14 protein-coding genes are annotated in these 19251 nt (G+C 49.2%); 8 read left to right on the forward strand and 6 right to left on the reverse strand.

What is annotated here, in order from left to right; genetic code table 11:
• Positions 1–28: 28 nt before the first annotated feature.
• The 5 genes from HV350_RS00320 to HV350_RS00340 all read right to left on the reverse strand — a co-directional run bounded on the left by HV350_RS00320 (position 29) and on the right by HV350_RS00340 (position 6942).
• On the reverse strand, positions 29–3187 hold the full coding sequence (locus HV350_RS00320; protein WP_181630609.1) for an AIDA repeat-containing protein: 3159 nt from the start codon (positions 3185–3187) through the stop codon (positions 29–31).
• 62 nt (positions 3188–3249) lie between these two features.
• Positions 3250–3933, reverse strand: coding sequence for a WYL domain-containing protein (locus HV350_RS00325; RefSeq protein ID WP_025798993.1), 684 nt, complete (start codon positions 3931–3933; stop codon positions 3250–3252).
• A 226-nt stretch (positions 3934–4159) separates the two neighbouring features.
• Positions 4160–4987, reverse strand: coding sequence for a DUF932 domain-containing protein (locus HV350_RS00330; RefSeq protein ID WP_181629566.1), 828 nt, complete (start codon positions 4985–4987; stop codon positions 4160–4162).
• Positions 4988–5082: 95 nt separating this feature from the next.
• Complete coding sequence (locus HV350_RS00335; RefSeq protein WP_181630611.1) at positions 5083–5946, reverse strand: GTPase family protein; 864 nt, start codon at positions 5944–5946, stop codon at positions 5083–5085.
• Positions 5947–6072: 126 nt separating this feature from the next.
• Complete coding sequence (locus HV350_RS00340) at positions 6073–6942, reverse strand: hypothetical protein (RefSeq protein WP_181629568.1); 870 nt, start codon at positions 6940–6942, stop codon at positions 6073–6075.
• An 834-nt stretch (positions 6943–7776) separates the two neighbouring features.
• Between HV350_RS00340 and HV350_RS00345 the strand changes: the two genes are divergently transcribed.
• The 8 genes from HV350_RS00345 (at position 7777) to HV350_RS00380 (ending at position 17756) form a co-directional block, all read left to right on the forward strand.
• Positions 7777–8352, forward strand: a complete 576-nt coding sequence (locus HV350_RS00345) for an inovirus-type Gp2 protein (protein WP_181629572.1) — start codon at positions 7777–7779, stop codon at positions 8350–8352.
• A gap of 110 nt (positions 8353–8462) precedes the next feature.
• Entirely contained in the window at positions 8463–8669 is a 207-nt protein-coding gene (locus HV350_RS00350; RefSeq protein ID WP_039026317.1) for an AlpA family transcriptional regulator, read from the forward strand.
• Between the two features lie 103 nt (positions 8670–8772).
• Positions 8773–9348, forward strand: a complete 576-nt coding sequence (locus tag HV350_RS00355; RefSeq protein WP_181629574.1) for a hypothetical protein — start codon at positions 8773–8775, stop codon at positions 9346–9348.
• Between the two features lie 165 nt (positions 9349–9513).
• Positions 9514–12927: a DEAD/DEAH box helicase family protein gene (locus HV350_RS00360; protein ID WP_181629575.1), complete on the forward strand. Its 3414-nt coding sequence runs from the start codon at positions 9514–9516 to the stop codon at positions 12925–12927.
• Positions 12928–12990: 63 nt separating this feature from the next.
• Positions 12991–14625 carry a class I SAM-dependent DNA methyltransferase gene (locus tag HV350_RS00365; protein WP_181629577.1) on the forward strand — a complete coding sequence of 545 codons (1635 nt, stop codon included), beginning with the start codon at positions 12991–12993 and terminating at the stop codon, positions 14623–14625.
• On the forward strand, positions 14622–15788 hold the full coding sequence (locus HV350_RS00370) for a restriction endonuclease subunit S (RefSeq protein WP_220131611.1): 1167 nt from the start codon (positions 14622–14624) through the stop codon (positions 15786–15788). The genes HV350_RS00365 and HV350_RS00370 overlap by 4 nt, the downstream gene beginning before the upstream one ends.
• 56 nt (positions 15789–15844) lie before the next feature.
• Complete coding sequence (locus HV350_RS00375; RefSeq protein WP_181629578.1) at positions 15845–16531, forward strand: hypothetical protein; 687 nt, start codon at positions 15845–15847, stop codon at positions 16529–16531.
• Between the two features lie 259 nt (positions 16532–16790).
• Positions 16791–17756: a 5'-nucleotidase gene (locus HV350_RS00380; RefSeq protein ID WP_181630615.1), complete on the forward strand. Its 966-nt coding sequence runs from the start codon at positions 16791–16793 to the stop codon at positions 17754–17756.
• Between the two features lie 47 nt (positions 17757–17803).
• On the opposite strand, the gene HV350_RS00385 is transcribed toward HV350_RS00380, so the two are convergent.
• Entirely contained in the window at positions 17804–19018 is a 1215-nt protein-coding gene (locus HV350_RS00385) for an integrase arm-type DNA-binding domain-containing protein (RefSeq protein ID WP_181629579.1), read from the reverse strand.
• Between the last annotated feature and the right edge of the window lie 233 nt (positions 19019–19251).

Consider the following 19251-nt stretch of genomic DNA (forward strand, 5'->3'; position numbering starts at 1 on the left):
TGCCACTCTGGTCAGAGTGGCCGGATTATCAGAAGGCGACCTTCAGTGTGGCCTGACCGTTGTAACCGTCAGCACTGTTGCCGCTGACGCTGCGGGTATAACCAGCCTGCACGCCGAGCGCGACATTCTGCCGTACCCGCGCTTCAATGCCCGCCTGCAGGTCAAGCGAGGTGCCATCCTGAGACGGGGTGAAGCTGACATTGCTGCCTGCAGTCGCGGTACCCATGCTCATCTCGCCGTCTGAACTGAAGGTACGGATGACCGAAGGACGCACCCACCAGTTCACCGGCAGCTCGCCTGCGCTGCGCTTCATGCTGTCAGCAAACCCTGCGACTGCAGAGGTGCCCTGGCCGAAGTCCATTTCAGACGAACTGCCGAAACGGAGCCCGGCCCGCACATGCTGCGCACTGCCGTCACCAAAGTTCACGTAACCGCCGTTGTCATGCCCGTTATCCAGAGACAGCCCCTGCCAGACATACTGCAACTGAGGCTCCAGCACCAGCCCCTGACTCACCCCGAACGGCAAGCCGGTTTCCAGAGAGGCCAGCCAGCCGGTGCCGTCAGTATCAAAACGGTTATCCGCTGAGCTGGCCTTCAGGCTGTGACGGGAGCCCTGAGCCACCACATCGGCCCACAGTCCGCTGGTTTCATGAACCGCCGTCAGATACCCGCCGAGGCTGTACACCGTGTCACGCACGCTGCCTGCCGCAGAGCGGTCATCGTTTTTCACATCCACCAGCGACTGGCCTGCCGCACCATACAGGCCACTGGTCAGGGAAAGCGAGCCGGTATCATGCTTCAGCAGGTCCCCGCCGAGCTGGATGAAGCCGTAGCTGCCGCTGCTTTCCGGGGTGTCGCCCCGGGCAATGCCGCCGTTACCGTCATGCCGGGTATGCCCGCCCTGAATACGCCCCCAGACCCCCTGGTCGTTCACCGCACCGCTGCGCTGGCTGTATGTCCCTGCCAGTGTGCGGTCGTAATCCATGCTCTGAGCGAACAGTGAAGAGTACAGTGCAACTTCGGCACGGTAGCCCGCTTCACTGGAGAGATACCAGTTTTCATCAGCCCTGCCATGGCTCAGGGTGTAGTTATACGCCCCGGCCTGCAGTTTGCGGCCCAGTTCAAAAGCCCCGGCTTCGGTAGTGGCCCCGTTAATCGCCTCCACCACTTTGATACCGTTACCGGTTGTCGCCAGGCCCAGCCCTGCATCACCGGCATTGGTGAAATTCAGCCAGGTTTTACCGGTTGCCTGCCCGCCGTCAATGACCAGCATATCGGTCGGGAAGGCCGGGTCATCAAGACGAATAGACAGGTTAAGGGTGCCGTTGCGTCCTGTCAGATTCGTGACCGTCAGCGTTTCAGGGACAAACGGACTGTTTGCCTGTGCGGGCGAAAAACTGATGGTTCCGGCATTGTCCAGGTTGTCGAGCACTGATTTCACCGCTGCACCACGCTGAATATTCCAGCGGGCACCGCTGTCGAGGGTGACGTCAGTCGGGTCAATCGCCCCGTTCATGACCGAGTTGCCGGTCAGGCGCACCTGCGTACCGGACTGTGCGATGATATCGCTGTTGATGATGGCATTATTCAGTGCCAGTGTACCCTGATTCAGGTTTACCTGTGACTGGGACAGCGTGCCGTTGCTGACCGTCAGGGTGCCGTCACCGTCCTTGAGTAGCTGCCCGTCACCGCTTACCGAACCGCTGATGACCGCGTTCTGACCGTTACCCGTACTGAAGTGTAGTTGTCCGCTGTTGATGGCATTCCCCGTCAGCGATGCACCGTCGCCAAATGAGGTGGTGCCGGTGAGTGTGCCACCCAGCGCCACATTCAGGGTGCTGCCTGCCCCCACGGTGGTGTTATCCGCACTGCCGTTACCCAGTACCGTGAACTGACTGCCGTTATCAAGACGCAGGTTGCTGGCCTTACCGGTTGCACCGTCAATGCCGAATGCGCCGGAGGTGTTCGTACCGCTGACCGTTGCGCCGGTATCGGCAATCAGTACGCCGCCGTCATGCATCACGATGTTCTGCGCCTTACCACCGGTCGCCACGGCCAGAATACCGCCCTGATTAACCGTGGTGGTATCGGCGCTGCCGTTACCCAGCACATCAAGACGCCCGCCGTTTTCCAGCAGCACGTTAGTGGCGCTGGCAGTCGCGGCATCAACACTGAAGTCCCCCAGACTGTTGGTCCCGGACACGGTGGCACTGGTGTTCGTCACCAGCGCGCCCCCGGCATTCTGGGTAACGTTCGTGGCGGTTCCTCCTGCGTTCACCTGCAGTTTGCCGTCCGCGTTAACCGTGGTGTTGTCCGCTGTCGCACCGCTTTGTACCACCTGCCAGCCGCCCGCATTGATTACCGTGTCTGCTGCGGATGCACCGGTATGTACGTACTGATTGCCGCCATCAAGACGAGTCGTGTGTGCCAAACCGTGCACACTCTGGTCGCCGCCCGCTTTAATCACTGTGCCGGTGGCAAGCCCACCGACGGCAATAATCTGACGACCATTCGCATTAATGGTGGTATCCGTTGCCGTACCGGCGACAAACATTCCGTCACTGTTTTCCGCATCCGGGCCACCCTGTGCACCGGTGTTGATCACGTTACCGGTCGCCTGCGCTCCGGCTTTGACCAGCTGATATCCGCCTTCATTAATGACAGTACCGGATACACTGCCGCCGTTGTGTACCCACTGCGCTCCGCCATTGAGTACCGTATCTGTCGCCTGACCATGTACGCTCTGACCACCACCGCTGTTGACGGTGGTGTCCGTGGCGCTGCCGCCTGCCAGTACACCCTGCAGACCATTACCGTTAATGGTCGTCTGGTTTGCCACACCCCCGGTCTGAACAAACTGACCACCGCTGTTGGCCTCTTCATCATCACCGTATTCCTGACCGGTATTGATGACCGTGTTGTTTGCCGTACCGGATACCAGCTGGGTGTCATGGTTGCTGATAACAGTGTTGCTCGCCACGTCTCCGGCAGCGACAGCGACAGTGCTAATATTACCCGGCGCATCGTCGGCCAGTGCGGAAGGACTTGCCACCAGTCCGGCAACTGCCAGCGCCAGAACGGCAGTGCTGCGCTTTCCTTTTGCTTTTGCCAGCTCTGAGACAACAACAAATGCTCCCAGAACCTCGTTCCATACCAGCCGGTAGCTGGTGTTCAGGTTTCGCTTCATCATTAGTACCTTGTTGTGAAATATTATTTTCTGAAAGGTTATCGGCATGGGGTTAATAACCTTTAGGTATCTGTTAAATTTACAATTATTTGTTGAACAAACTGAAAATGCGGCAGTGCCCGGATAAAACTTAAATCTTCCGTCAGCCGGTAAAGACGCTCGTTGCGCCTGAAGCTCTCGGTAAGGGTCTGCACAAGGTGAATATCACTGAGTGCAAATACCGCCGGATGGTCGTTGTGCTCCGCAATCAGGTACCAGTGGCCCCGCTGCGCAATCAGCCGGTAAGGGGCCAGTCTTTCGCAACGTTTTCCGTCAGCCAGCAGCGTGACGCGCTGGCAGGTGGTAATAGCCTGTACCAGCCGGTAAAAGGACTGAGGGGTCGCTGGCGAGCCCACAGAAACCGCATCTCCGGTCAGGCAGGGGGCACCCTCGCAGTTTAGCAGCAGGCTCACCAGCCGACGGTCCAGCCCCGGAAAGAGACCGGCGATGCCAGTACGGTGGGCAAAGGTCAGGACATCCAGCTCGCCCTGCGGCCCAGCCCCTGACCGCAGGCGATAGCAGCCCTGATGACATTCGAGGTCCAGATAAATCAGCCGCTCACGGAAGTCCCGGTAAAGGGTGCGGACTGACACATCAAACTCGGTCGCGAGCTTTTGCATGTCCAGCGTTTCACCCGCCACGAGGCGGCTGATAATCAGCGACAGCCTGACCGCAAGTCTGTCGTAGCGGCGCTGTGCCAGTGGCATGATGGATTCTCCGTGCAGGTTAACAGGTTGAAAGGCATACGATTCTAAAGGAGGGAGTTGACAGGATATGTCTGCGGGAACGGCTATTTTGAGGAAGGGCTAAAGCCTGTATCTGTCAGGCCTGCGCCATTTTCCGGTGAATTAACCGGCAAAAACCCCCGCCAGAAATGACAGTGAGTGTCATTTATTAACACTGCCGTAACGTTATTTAATGAAAAGTGTGAACTCACGCAGGACAGAGACCACTGAGCATCGCTTCCGCCATCACCCACAGTGCCCGGTTAAGCTTTACATCCCCGTCAATGCCGCGCACCGCACGGGTATGCGTTCGTCCGCCTTTCGCACTCCGTCCACTGAGACCGCCCTTAATCAGGTTCTCCTGAATACGCTGATACGTGGTCCACAGGTCGTTACTCTCATCCTGCCAGCGGCGCGGGGAGAGCACCTGTGACGGCGCAACCGGCTGGTGGTCCTCCCCGAACCGGTACGTCAGTGCAGCCCGTGCCAGTGCCTGTTGCGCAGGTGGCGGCAACAGCAACGACTGCATCGCATCCCGCTTCTCCTCCACCCGGTCAAAAATGCCCAGCACTTCATACGCCCCCTCAATCACCTGACTCACGACATCTCCTTTGTGCGGCACCCGCACCTCGCCAAACGACTCACCGCAGACGAGCCCGTTCTGGCATACCGCACGGAATAATCCCGGCAGCATCTGATACGAACTGGAGCCATCGTGGGAGTTGAGCAGAATAATTTCCGGGACCTGTTTGCCGGTAATTTGCCCCTCCCGACGCAGGCGCAGCATGTGCTTTGTATGCTCACGACGCCCTGGGTCACGCACTCTGGTCTGGCAGGCAAAGAAGGGCTGAAAGCCTTCGCGCTGCAGACTGTCGAGGAGAGAAATCGTGGGTATATATGTGTACCGTCCACTGCGAGATTCGTGTTTGTCCTCGCTGAAAACACTGGGCACTACACGAAACAGCTCTTCGCGGGTTAACGGACGGTCACGACGGATAAGATTTGATGCGCCAAAGCGCGAAGCCAGACGGGTCATAAGCAGACTCCTCATTATGGAAAAATAAAGACAAAAAAGCCCTGTCACATAGTCGCGACAGGGCTAAGGAAACAACGAGTTAAGGGGTTAAGTATTCAGAAGAAGAAATTCCAGACGGCACGGGCGACTGATACCACGGTATCGCGTACAGCCTGGATTACTGTCCGCACCGGGGCCGGTATCAGGGGCAGGGAACTTACTGCGTCCAGTGCCGAGCCGACCGTTTCACCAAAATCGTCACGGGCTTTTTTATTAACGGCATCGGTACGCAGTGGAGCACTAAGCTGTACCGCCACCGGACTGCTGGCCTCACGTGGTAAGCAACGGATCATCCGTTCAACCATCACCCGCAGCCCCCATTGCAGACGTACTGACACCGCACAAACCGGGTTTACCGGCTGGAACAGTTCATGTAACAGGCAGATTTTGCGGCTGATATTGCGTTTCTGCTCCGTAGACAATCTCTCGCTGCCACTGGCTGGTTCAATCTTGTCGGCCTGACTGATGACAAACAGCACCTTATGCCGGTACTGCTCGCCAATCACCTGACGGTAAAAATGTTCATCCACCGCCAGCGCCCGGTCATCGGCCTTAATCAACCACAGCACCAGGTCCAGCCGGGGAAGCTGTTGCCGGTACAATGCGGCATACTCTGCATCACGGGTCTGACTTTCCCCGACACCAGGCAGATCCACGATGCTCATCACGCGTTCCCCCACCTGCAGTCGAAAGCGCAGTGGTTCGCGAGTGCAGGCAGCCACATCGCTGACAGTTGAAATCTCACTGGCAAACAGGGCATTGCATAGGCTGCTCTTGCCCGAGCCAGTTTTACCCATAATGCCAATCACCGGCTCATAGCGAGTAAGCTGGTTTATCTGTTGCAGAATACGCTCTGATGCCCACTGCGGCAGGCCAGAAAGCGACTGCTGCAACGACTGTAAACCTTCAGATCTTTCCATCATTACTCCTTTGAAATGAAAACAAAAACGGCAGAACCATGGGGTTCTGCCGTTAATGGGGTATGTTCAAATAGATGATATATATCTGTATAATTTTTAGATAAACCCACGAAATCAAGTATGAATTCAGGAATGTTTTTTGGCTTTTTCTGTTTTTACCATTAACCCGGCATACTCATGCTCAATAAGTGAGGCCACTAAAGCTGACTCAGACTCTCCATACATTTCTGAAAGCTTAGTGAGTTTCTTCTTCACTCTGACAGAAAGTTTTATTTCTGTATCGTTCTCTTTGACTTGTCTGCGAAACAGTTTCTGGCTCCAGGCCTTTTCCAGTTCATCCATTAGCACTCCTTTATGCTTATGTGAAGAGTGTGGAAACGACAGTAAATCAGAGAAACTCTGGCTCATTTTTTTTCGACCATCCTTTAAATAACTCAACTGTTCATGAGTCCAGCCTTCCCAAAGATCAAACGTTGCGCAAATAAATTGCCAGCGTTGAATGTTATTAATCGGATTTGCCGGAGGGGAAACTGCCTTCTTTTTCATTATGTCCCATACCCACAGACACTGTTTTTCATCATTCACATCCACCCAAGAAAAAGCCTCAGGAAAATCACTGCTTGCCTGAGCCCAGGCTATGTTAATCTCCTTTATTAAATTACGCCGAGTTAATACATCTTTGTCACATAGTTCTTTCACTACACGTTCAATAATGTCATCAGTACCGGTTACAATCCCTTGTAAGAAAGGGGTGTAAATTCCATTAGCGTAAAGAAAATCTGTTGACATTATCCTTTTTGATACTGGCATCTTTCCCAAAACTGCATTATCAGATCCGGCCGTAATCTCTGTATTTAATATCCTCTCCAGATCTTCATCCATACCAATTTCCGTATCTATTCTATCTGCACTCATCTCGTTCAAATTAATTTGCGACGTCATTACCGAAAGTGATGCTGTTTTGTTAATTTCGACGCCTAGCGAAATCTTTTCCATTCCCAGAACCTTCGCGGAAAGTGGATTTCGTTCGTACAGATGTACGGGCCGAGAAATCTCCGACTCAGACTTACTTAAAGAACGAGCGATGTAGAAAAAATAGAAGCATGCAGCACGTGGGTTATTATCCAGCCACTTCAGTTTCCTTCTCAGGGCTTTGTACTTTTCTTGAGCGGTAAAGACCTTTTCTCTACTCATATTTCAACCAATGGCAATGCTAAAAATGAATCCATTATGATGAATAAATGCAGATAATCAATAGCAAAACTGACCATGAAAAGACTTTTAAACGTATAAAAAAAGAATTTTTTACGTAGTAATTTCGTAGTAAAAAATTTCTCACCAAAACACTATCAATCAATGAGTTATGATGTTCACACTGTCATCAATTCACAGTTATATTGCGTAAATTAAGTTGTTTTGAAGGCATGGTTTTCATAAGCAGATTTACAACGGCAACATGTCACTCTTCGTGTTGCGATGTTGAGAAAAGCCACACTCAGCGCCCCCCTCCCGCTCTCCATGCGAATTTCTGCAACTTAGAGTAATCGGGCCAGATCCCAACGGATGAGGTTGCACCATGTCACATCAGATGCTGCCGGTAACAGGCATGCATTCGTTCCGTTTTTGATAATTAAGGTTAATTAATATTATATTGTGGAGTTGTAGCTATGCCCTCTACCTACTGTATATTCACCACTCCCCTTACCTCTGCCCCATAACTAAACCCGGAATGGATAACGATTAAGATGCTGGAGTTCATTAATGCTGTTATCTTCACAAAAAAAAACAGCATCAAGTAATCCTTTGAGACAAAGCCAAAGGATTACTAAAATGAAAAAGCACTACCCATTCTTCCAGAACATAACCCCTGATGATTGCCTCCTGAATTTAGCTAATCATCATCTCAACCAAGTTTTGAGTCGGTACTCAAAGGTGCTAGCTTTTCGTATGGACTTCAGTTATCAGAAAGGAAGTAACAGATACATCCGTAATTCAACACTGGAGATACAGGATGATCTTCGTGAGTTAATGAATGCTATGATAGCAAAACCTGCTATTTGCGGGTGTTTTTGGGTATTAGAGTGGACAAGAGGAGGTGCGGTTCACGCACATGCCATTTTTTATATCAAAGGGCAGAAACATAAAAAATCATTCCCCTTCATGCTTGAAGCAGAAAGTGCTTGGGGAGATATAACACGCAGTGAAGGAAAAATTAGATGGTGCCACGCGGAGAGTTATCACAAGGACAATATAAATACAATTGTAGATCATAAAAATGATGCAGACGTGGAAAGCCTCAGGCGGATAGTCAGTTATTTAACAAAAGAAGACCAGAAACATGGAAATCCGATCTGGGGATGCAATGAGGTTCCACCTCCTGCACGACAGGGAAGACCCAGGAAATAAATAACCGGCTAATACTATTTTTTACGGCACCACCGGTACCTATGCCGGAGCGGGTAGTAACACGAATAACCCCGACTCCGGTTTCTATTTAGCTACCGGAGAATCAAATCATGACAGTTAAACCAACCCTACTCGAAGATCGCTTTGTTGATATGGCTTTCATCACCCGCCTGCTGGGGGTCAGTGATAAGTGGATTTACCGACTCATCAAAGGTGGCATATTTCCCAAACCTATCAAATTGGGGCGAAGTTCACGATGGCTACAGAGTGAAGTGGAAGCATGGCTACAGGAGCGAATCGCTCAATCTCGTCAGTAACGCTTTCCGGTGTTTGCCACATATTCCCCAGCCAGCTTAACGATCCGCCTGCTGCGGAGGTTTCTGGCTGTCTGTTTTACAGATGATGAAGGATTCTTTACCGATGAAAGAAACCATTGCCCGTTACGACCATTTACTTAACACCTACCAACGCTGGTTGGCCGATTTAACCAATATCGCAGTCCGAAACGGCATGTGCCATCCGGATATTCAATCAAGCCATCTTCTTACGCTCTCAACGTTACATTTTCCAGAGACTGGCGCAGTGGTTGCGGTCGTGCCGCAATGCCTCTACCGGATTATTTATGGTAAAGCACGGCCAGAACCGTTGACTATCCAGAACGATTTGCAAATAAGTCTTGAAACCGAAAATGAACTTCTGTTCACCCATGCCGGGATGGAAGGGGTTTTACTGAGTGAGTGTGTCAGATTGAAGCAAAGCCGCATAGCCAATAAGTTGATCAGCCTTTCCGCGCGATTTAAGGCGCGTGAGATTCGTCATAAGCTGATCTGGTTGTGCTGGTACGACTTGATGCTGGGGGCTTCGATGACCGACTGGCTTGAGAACCTGAAGAGGATGAATCATGTGGAAATTTGCTTCTGGCTGGGGCAACGACAGGAAAAAAATGCGGTGTTGACGAAGCTGATGGATGAGTATGTGGTTTTTACGCGTTATTAGCTTTTTAAACTTAATAAGTTAGCTTTTCCTCTCTTTGCCATAGAGAGAACTTCTCCACCAGTCTATTCATTCCTGCCATATGTCATCGGGCTCACTTTGCCAGCCAAATTAGTGTGATATTCTTTCCAGAATTCCTGTTGTATCCACGACATAAGGCGATGATTGATGGAGCAGTCTCTCAATTTTGAAATGTTGCGCAGCCAGTGGCCGGAACTGGCTGAGCTGGGATTAATGGCGGAACGTTATGTTCACACCGATCCAGAAAGCTGTCTGGTGAAACTGCGTAACTACACCGAATTGATGGTGCGTTGGTTATATCGTCAGGAGCGACTGCCGGAAGGTATCAAAGCGAATCTGTATGATTTAATGAACGCCGATGTCTTCGCCAGCATGATGCCGGAAGCCATCATCATGAAAATGGATGCGCTACGTATCCACGGTAACCGCGCCGCGCACGGCGGACGTATCAAAGCTAAAGATACTTACTGGCTGCTTAAGGAAGCATATTTACTGGGGGTTTGGCTGTATGTTCGCTATGCTCACGGCAATGTTGATGACTGCCCCAAATTCTCTCTCCCACCATTAACACAATCTTCAGGGCGTGCTGATGAAAAACGTCTGGAAGATGCAATCAGGGCTCAAGATGAAAGCCGTGAGCGCGAACTGGCATTACAACGCGCACTACAGCAAGAGCAGGAAAAGGCCGAACACCTTACTCAGCGCCTGAATGAAGCCAGAGCTCGCAACCAGCATGTTGCCGACATTCTTTCTATTGATGAAGCGGAAACCCGCCGCCGCCTGATTGACTCCCGCCTGCTTGCTGCTGACTGGAATGTAGGGGAAGAGCTTAACAACACAGATCAGATTACGCAGGAACATCCAGTTAAAGAACAACCTACCGCAACCGGCGACGGTTATGCGGATTATGTCTTGTGGGATGAGGCACACAAACCGCTGGCGGTAGTGGAAGCCAAAAAAACCAGCGTCAATGCCGAACAAGGACGAATTCAGGCCCGGTTGTATGCAGACTGGCTGGAAAAAGAATATGGTCAGCGTCCGGTCATCTTCTACACCAACGGCTACGATATCTGGCTATGGGACGACCATAAAACTCATGGCTATCCTCCGCGCCGGGTATTTGGCTTCTATTGCAAGGAAAGCCTGCAATATCTTATTCAGCAGCGTGAAACCCGTCTGCCGCTGAATAGTGTGCCGCATGTCAAAGACAACGAAGGTAAGGCCGTTGCCGGACGTTTGTATCAGCTTGAAACCATCGCCCGCGTCAGCGAACGGTTTACCAACAAGTACCGACAATCGTTAATTGTACAGGCCACTGGTACAGGCAAAACCCGCGTGGCAATTGCACTAAGCAAACTGATGATTGATGCTCGCTGGGTTAAACGCGTCCTGTTTCTTTGCGACCGTAAAGAGCTGCGTAAACAGGCGGCGAATGCCTTCAATCAGTTCACCAATGAGCCTCTGTATGTGGTCGGGAAATCAAAGAAAGCAGACAGACAGAATGCCAGAATCTACATCGCTACCTATCCGGGCATGATGAAAATCATGGACCATTTCGATGTCGGTTATTTCGATCTGATTATCGCCGATGAATCCCACCGTTCTATCTACAACGTCTACGGCGATCTATTTAAGTATTTTGATGCCCTCCAGATTGGCCTGACGGCCACGCCGATCGACATGGTGAGCAAAACCACTTTCGGTCTGTTTGGTTGTGAAGGACGCATCCCTACCGCCAACTACAGCCTGGAAGATGCTATCGCCGATAACAATCTGGTGCCTTATGAAGTCGTTACGCACACCACGGAATTCCTGCGCGAAGGCATTAAACGGGAGAAATTAAGCGACGCACAAATCCGTGAGCTGGAAGAACAGGGTATCGACCCCAATACGCTGGAATTTGATGGCAAGGCACTGGATGAGGCGATCTACAACAAAGACACCAACCGCTATATCCTGCGTAACCTGATGGAAAATGGCCTGAAAGATGCCGATGGGCAGCTTCCCGGTAAGACCATCATTTTCGCCCGTAACCACAAACACGCTCTGTTATTGAATGAATTGTTCGACGATATGTACCCACAGTTTGCCGGACGCTTCTGCCAGGTTATCGACAACTACGATCCTCGTGCCGAGCAACTGATTGACGATTTTAAAGGGCTGGATGAAAGTACCAACAAAGAGCTGACCATTGCTATCTCTGTTGACATGCTCGATACCGGTATTGATGTCCCGGAGATTGTAAATCTGGTCTTTGCCAAACCAGTCAAATCGAAAGTGAAGTTCTGGCAGATGATTGGCCGTGGTACGCGTCTTTGTTCAGGGTTGTACGGCTATGATGACAACGGCAAACCGCTGGATAAACAAAAATTCCGTATCTTCGATCACTGGGGCAATTTTGAGTATCACGAGCTGCATACCGAAGAGGCCGAAGTCACAGCAACAAAATCGCTGGCGCAAAAACGTTTCGAGGCATGGATCACTCTAGGGGCCGCAGCGCAGCGTAAGTTCGATAAACAGGCGGTGGATTTAGTCGCTCACCAGCTTCGTGAGCAGATCAACGCACTGGATGAAAAGTCGATTGCCGTGCAGGAGAAGTGGCAGCAAAAAGCGCAGTACAGCGATGAAAAAGTGCTGCGCCAGCTTTCCCCGAAGACACAGCAGGATCTGCTATCTGTCCTGGCCCCACTGATGCAGTGGCTGGACGTTCGCGGGCAAAGTGATGCCATGCGCTTTGATATGGATATTCTGACGGCGCAAACTGCACGCTATACCAACCCGGAAGAACTGGATGTGCTCTGGCCGGTCATCGTGGAGAAAGTGGAGCGCCTGCCGCCACATCTGGCACAGGTTCAGCAGCAAGGGGAGCGAATTAATCAGCTTCGTGATTTAGGCTGGTGGAAGCAAGCTAGCCTGGAAGAGCTGGAGGATATCCGCATTCATTTGCGCGGCATTATGCACCTGATGGAAAAAGATGCGACGCCGCAATTTGGTTCGATACAGGTGGATATTACCGAAGATGCGAACCTGATCCAGACGGAGACCCGCAAAACCAACATCCGCTCGATTGATTTCAAACTCTATCGTCAGCAGGTTCAAGGAGCGCTGGAGCCGCTGTTCCAGCAAAACCCGGTGCTGAAGAAAATCCGCAACGGCGAGCCGGTGACGCAAAGCGAGCTGGATGAGCTGGCAAAGCTGGTGCTGATCCAGAACCCCAACGTTGATATTCGTGCGTTGAAAGAGTTCTATCCGCAGGCAACCGCCAGCCTGGATAAACTGTTGCGTACCATCATCGGGATGGACAGCGACGCGGTGGAAGTGCGCTTTGCCCAGTTCGCCGCTGACAACAGTTTGACCAGCCAACAACTGCGCTTCCTGTCATTGCTGAAAAACCACATTCGCGATTATGGCACCATTGAAATGCGACAGCTCTTTGAACAGCCGTTTACGCATATCCACAACGAAGGCGTTACTGGCGTGTTCCCGGATATAGAGCAGATCGCCCGGCTGCAAAAGATAGTCGAAGAGCTGGGTGTTGTGACCGACGCAGCGACGGTATAATACGCACATGACAAGCCCCGGCAGCGGGGCTTTTGTATTTATAACAAGGTATAGACGTTAACAATGATCACCGGTGACTTAAAAAGTAAAATCGACGGCCTGTGGGAAGATTTCTGGGTAGGCGGCATAACTAACCCGCTGACCGTAATCGAACAGATCACCTACCTGATGTACTCCCGGATGCTGGATACCCAGGAACAACGCGACGAGAAGCGTAAACAAATCGCGGGCGTTGATTTTAAACCGCGTTTTGCGCCTGAGCAGCAGGAGTTCCGTTTCAGTCACTATAGCAACCTTGGCTCGGATGAAATGATGGAAGTGGTGCGCGATGGCGTCTTCCAGCATTTCCGTCAACTCGGGCTGGCCGACGATTCGAAGGTGACGCTGCTGGGCAACTTTATGAAAGACGCCCGTCTGGAGATCGTCAAACCGTCGCTGTTAACCAAAGCCGTAGAGGTGATCAAAAACCTGCCGCTGGATCGTGGCGACACCAAAGGCGATCTCTACGAATACCTGTTAAGCAAGCTAACCACCGCAGGAATCAACGGTCAGTTCCGTACGCCGCGCCACATTATCCGCACGATGGTTGAAATGATGGAGCCGAATCCAGCGCGTGGTGAGACGATTTGCGATCCGGCCTGTGGCACTGGTGGTTTTCTGGCGACCAGCTATGAGTACCTGTTGGAAAAATACAGCTCGCTGGAGTCCATCCATACCGAGATTGGCAGCAACGAACGCGGTGAGCTGGAAGAGCAAAAAATCTTTACTGGTGATCTGCTGACGCCGTGGCGTGACCATGTGGATAACAACATGTTCCACGGCTACGACTTTGATACTACTATGCTGCGTATCGCCGCTATGAACCTGATTATGCACGGCGTGGAAGAGCCGGATATCCACTATCAGGACACCATGAGCCAGAGTTTCAGCACCAACTTCCCACAGGCCAGCAAAAATGCTTTCAACCTGATATTGGCGAACCCACCCTTTACCGGTTCACTGGATGAGGAAGATATCGACGCCACGCTGTCGGCGATGGTGAAAACCAAGAAAACTGAGCTGCTGTTCTTGGCGCGAATTCTGCAAATGCTGAAAGTAGGCGGACGCAGCGCCACTATCGTGCCGCAGGGTGTGCTGTTTGGCTCCAGTAAGGCGCACCAATCACTGCGTAAAACGCTGGTAGAAGATAACCAGTTAGAAGCGGTGATCAATCTGCCTTCCGGCGTATTTAAACCTTACGCTGGTGTGGCGACGGCGATCCTGATCTTTACCAAAGGCGGTCAGACGGACGAGGTCTGGTTCTACGATCTGCAAAATGATGGCTACAGCCTGGATGACAAGCGTAACCCGATAAAAGATAACGACCTGCCGCATCTGCTGGCAAGCTGGAAGCATTACCGTACTTTACGCGGGCTACCGGTTGATAACTTTATGGGTGAGAAGTTAGCCTCGTTGCTTAAACAGCAGTACCCGGAAGGGATTGATGCTGGCGTTGATTTTAAAGATCGCACGCAGGCGGCGTTTGTTGTACCGAAAGCGGATATTGCTGCGCAGAAATACGATCTCTCTATTAATCGTTATAAAGAAGTGGTGTATCAGGCGGAGGAGTATGAAGATCCGAAGGTGATACTAAAGCGGTTAAAAGATTTGGAAAAAGAGATTCTGGCGGATTTGGATGAGCTGGAGGGGATGCTGTGAGTTGGCCGATGGTGAAGTTAGGGGATGTTTTATCAATCATTCGAGGAGTAACGTTTAAGCCAAATGATCAGGTTGAGCCATTGAGTGAAGGCTCAACCATTGTCATGAGAACAAAAAATGTTCAAAGGGGTGGGTTAGAGATTTCGGATTTAATTGCCATTCCCGATAGTTTTATTAAGCGGGATGAGCAATATTTACGTTCTGAAGATATGCTTATTTCCAGTGCAAATAGTTGGGAGCTTGTTGGGAAAATTAGTTTTATTGAAAAATTACCGGCAAAATCTACTGCTGGTGGTTTTATATCAATCATTAGAGCAAAAAAAGAAAAAGTAATTCCAAAATATTTATACTATTGGCTGACACTTGAACACACTCAAGTAATAATAAGAAATTGTGGGCAAAAAACGACTAACATATCGAACTTAAATCTTGAAAGATTTAAAGAATTGTTTATACCTCTACCATCTTTAAATGATCAGAGACGTATAGTTGCTATTCTTGATAAAGCAGCGAACATACGCCAAAAACGCGAGCAAGCTATCAAACTGGCTGATGATTTTTTGCGTGCTACGTTTTTAGAGATATTTGGCGATCCTGTTGAAAACCCTAAAGGATGGCAGAGGATGAAATTTTCCGAAGTCGGAACATTGGACCGAGGAAAGTCAAAACATAGACCAAGGAATGCCCCAGAATTATTAGGTGGTATTCACCCATTGATTCAAACTGGAGATGTTGCAAACTCTGGTGGCTATATTACTGAGTATTTTAGTACATATTCAGATATTGGATTAGCACAAAGTAAAATGTGGGAAAAGGGCACTCTATGTATAACAATAGCAGCCAATATCGCCAAGACTGGAATTTTAACGTTTGATGCTTGTTTTCCAGACAGTGTTGTTGGCTTTCAGCCTAACCAACACGTCGAAGTAGAATTTATTCAGCATTGGTTAGGTTTCTTGCAAAAACAATTAGAGGAAACAGCACCAGAAGTGGCACAAAAAAATATTAATTTAGCAATATTAAGAGATTTAGATGTAATAGTTCCCGATAAAGCATTACAGATGAAATTTAAAGGTGTTGTTAAAAAAGTGAGGGGATTAAAAGAAAAGTACCATAATTTCCCAGACATACAGTCAGCATTATCAAGCTTTCATTTATCTTAATTTTATTTGGAGGCAAGCCTCCAAATAATTATTCAAACCATTGAAAGAGTTAAACAATGGAAAATATTAAGTTAAAAATCCTTGTTCTCTGTATTATAGCTATAATACCATTAGCCCCTTACCTTCTTGTCTTTCACAATGGATTTTCGCATCTTTCAGATGATTGGGGTAACTTTGGATCTTACATGAGTGGTATTACAGCTCCATTACTTTCGGTTATTAGTATTATTCTTGTATTGCACACTATAGAACTAACACAAAAAAATCATACAGAGCAGTTATCACAAGTAACCAAAGAGCATAACTACAATAAATTCAATGATCTGTGTGGTTTCTTGGAGAGCTCTATATCAAAGAGTTGGTTAGTTAATAATAATCAAAGAAAGCAAGAGGTTATTCAGCGCTTAACGAGACGTACTCTTGGAGATGTTATTTATCAGTCTAATGAAAATGCTACGCCGGAAGAGCAGCGCCAATACGCAGAAGAAAATGCAGAAATAATATTGCCATACATATCAGATGATATCAGGGAAATAATAGTCTGCCTCGATTATTTTTGTGATTTCATCTTGGATGATAAAAATCATGATATTGAATTCATGAGAAATATCGCGGAAATAAGAATAGATAATCATGTTAGATTCATTATCTCTCTATATGTTCACATAAATAATGAAAGATTAAATTTGTTATTAAGTCAGAAATGGAAGAGTTTTAGACCATCTATAGAAGAGTTAGTATAAGTTTGTAAGCCAGTTTGTTGATTTTAACAGGCTGGCTTGATTTTTTATGCCAGTGTTCGTGATTATATAATTCGCAAAAAAGTAAATTAATAAATGTTAAGCGTACTATAGTCCTTTGGTCACTATGTATCAGCCATTCGTCTTTGCATATTTCAAATATATAGTGGATGTGAGGATATCGGTACTGCCTTCTGGTAGATAGCCGATATCCTATACCTGCGCTATGATGGTTAAATTCCTCTTACCTTGGAAAGTAACCATGCCTTTAGATTTAAGTAACACTTTAGTTATTGGCATCAGCGCGACTGCGCTTTTTGACATGAGCGAATCCGATCGTATGTTTCGCGAAACTTATGCGACCGATCCCGACAGTGCTATCGAAAAGTATCGTGACTATATGCTGGAGCACGAAAACCAGCCTTTACAGCCTGGTACAGGTTATCCCTTAGTCAAAGCGCTTCTGGGTCTGAACCAGTATCGTCAACCGGATAATAAATCACCGTTAGTTGAAGTGGTCGTAATGTCGCGTAACAGCCCTGATACCGGTATCCGTGTTCTGAATACAATTCGTCATGACAAACTCGATATCACTCGCTCTGCTTTTACCGCAGGCGAAACCGTTGCCGATTACCTTGATGCCTTTGATGTGGATCTGTTTTTAACAACTAACGTTGAAGATGCGCAAAAGGTGATTGATTCCCGATTCTGCGCCGCTGCAATCCTCAAAGATCCTCCCTCCGACGCCTCCGATATCCCAGAAGGGCAGGTCCGCATTGCGTTTGACGGTGATGCCGTGCTTTTCTCTGATGAAAGTGAGTTAGTTTATAAAACTCAAGGGATGGCCGCTTTTCACGCCCTGGAGGATGCGCAGCAGGATATCCCGATGGCTGAAGGGCCCTATGCCACTTTGCTAAAAAAAATAGCCAAGCTTCAGGAACGATTGCCGACCCGCGTTGAGTATTCTCCTGTTCGTATTGCACTGGTGACAGCCCGAAATAGCCCTTCGGAAATGCGCGTCATTAAAACGCTGAGAAGCTGGGGGGTGTATGTCGATGAAGCTTTTTTTCTTGGTGGGGTAGAGAAAACAAAAGTATTAAAAGCGTTTAAACCGCATATTTTCTTTGATGACCAGGATGTGCATTTGATTGCTGCCGCAAAGGTGGTGCCTTCCGGTAAAGTACCTTATGCCAGCAATTCAGAGCTTTTTGAAAACAAAGTGTCATGAGACTAGAAAAATAGCCATCTTTACCGCTGGATGGCTATTTAATTGGTTTATGCTGTTTTCCCAAACGTCCCTTCTATGACAGCCCCGCCTTTCCCCAACTCACCAATATAATCCGCATACCACTGCATCATCTCCCTACGCCCATCAAGATACTGCGCATGGTTATACGTCCCACGAATCGCGTTCTTATCGACGTGTGCAAGCTGCGTTTCAATCCACGCGGAGTTAAACCCCTGCTCATGCAGAATGGTGCTCATCGTGTGGCGGAAACCATGCCCTGTCAGTCTGCCTTTATACCCCAGCAACTCAATGACCTGATTGATGCTTTCCTTGCTGATCGGCTTGCGAGGATCATTCCTGCCGATAAAAACCAGCGGGTGATGCCTTGAGATCGGTTCAAGCTGTGCAAACAGCGCAATGACCTGCTCTGAGAGCGGCACAATATGAGGCCGTTTCATCTTCATCACTTCTGCCGGGATTTCCCACAATTTCTTCTCAAAATCGATATCTTCCCAGCGAGCGAAACGCAGCTCTTGTGTACGCACGCCGGTTAACATGATGATCTGTGTGGCTGTTTTGGTGATAACACTACCGGTGTATCCGGCCAGATCTTTAAGGAAGTGTGGTAACTCTTCGACTGTGAGGAACGGGAAATGTGTTTTCTTAGGCGTTGCCAGCGCTGTAGCAAGATCTGACACGGGGTTATATTCAGCTCTCCCGGTAACGATGGCGTAACGGTAGACTTCATTACAACGCTGGCGGACTTTGCGCATTTTCTCTAAAGCGCCGCGCTTTTCAAGGCGACGAAGGATCTCAAGCCAGTCCATCGGCTTAATATCGACGATAGGGCGTCTTCCCGTATGAGGGAAGATATCTTTCTCGAAGGTGTCGATGATTTCATCGCGGTAGCGTAATGACCAGCGGTCGGCTTTTGTCTGATGCCATTCGCGGGCAATGGCCTCGAACGTATTCTTGTGGCTCATTTGCTGGGCGATTTTTTCTTCTTTCTTTACTTCCCCAGGATCGCCACCAGCGGAGAGAATTTTTCTGGCCTCACTGCGCTTTTCGCGTGCGTCAGCTAAGGAAACGTCAGGGTATACGCCAATGGAAAGCATCTTTTCTTTACCAGCGAAGCGGTACTTCATACGCCAGTATTTGGAACCATTAGCGTTAATCAGCAGATACATGCCGCCGCCATCTGTCAGCTTATAGGGCTTATCTTTTGGCTTCGCGGTTTTCACTTTAACATCGGTTAGCGCCATTACATCCTCCGGCTATTTGGTGAATCCATCCTCCAGGGGATTTCCACCAGTGACTAATCTGATACCCCCAATGCAACCCTTGTATAACAAAGTGGTCGTTAAAACCCTTTGTTATATATCACATTTTTACCATTATGGGGGTGCTGATATTTTAAAGGAAAATAACACCCCCCAATGTACCCCCAAAAAGGACTTGATGCCGATTACCTTCAGGCGACAATGGTGGGGTTATT

Source organism: Citrobacter sp. RHBSTW-01013 (assembly GCF_013781985.1).
In the GTDB taxonomy this organism is placed as follows: domain Bacteria; phylum Pseudomonadota; class Gammaproteobacteria; order Enterobacterales; family Enterobacteriaceae; genus Citrobacter; species Citrobacter braakii.